This window comes from Streptosporangium amethystogenes, assembly GCF_000721075.1.
Lineage (GTDB): Bacteria > Actinomycetota > Actinomycetes > Streptosporangiales > Streptosporangiaceae > Streptosporangium > Streptosporangium amethystogenes.
The window spans coordinates 1-527 of record NZ_JOEQ01000200.1; the positions used below are offsets into that span (position 1 = coordinate 1).

Genomic DNA, 527 nt, shown 5'->3' on the forward strand with positions numbered 1-527 from the left:
CCTGCGCCGCCCACCGCGCATAATTGACCAACCCCCCATGAGTGACCGCCACCCCCTTCGGCCGCCCCGTCGACCCCGACGTATACATCACATACGCCAACGACGCCGGATCCACCACCGATACTCCCGGCGCACTGTCCGGGACAGCCGCCAGCCGCATCGCCATCACCGCGTCATCCACCGCCACCAACCGGCCCCGACCCGCCGGCAACCCCTCCAACCGGCCCCGACCCGCCGGCAACCCCTCCAAAACCTCCTCGGTCGTCAACGTCAACACCGCACCTCCACCGGCAGATACGCCGCCCCCGCCTTCCACACCCCCAAGATCCGCCTTCCACACCCCCAAGATCCCCACGATCATGTCCACCCCACGCGGCAACGCCAACCCCACCACCGACTCCGCACCCACCCCCTGACCGATCAGGAAATGCGCCAGCCGATTCGCCCGCACCTCCAACTCCGCATACGACACCCCCACCCCATCGACAACCACCGCCACCGCATCCGGAACCCGCCCCACCTGAGCC

1 protein-coding gene is annotated in these 527 nt (G+C 68.9%); it reads right to left on the minus strand.

The window, feature by feature from the left end; genetic code table 11:
- Positions 1 to 520: AMP-binding protein (locus IG98_RS55120; RefSeq protein ID WP_425428166.1), on the minus strand; the 520-nt coding region annotated here is incomplete at its 3' end.
- Positions 521 to 527 lie beyond the last annotated feature (7 nt).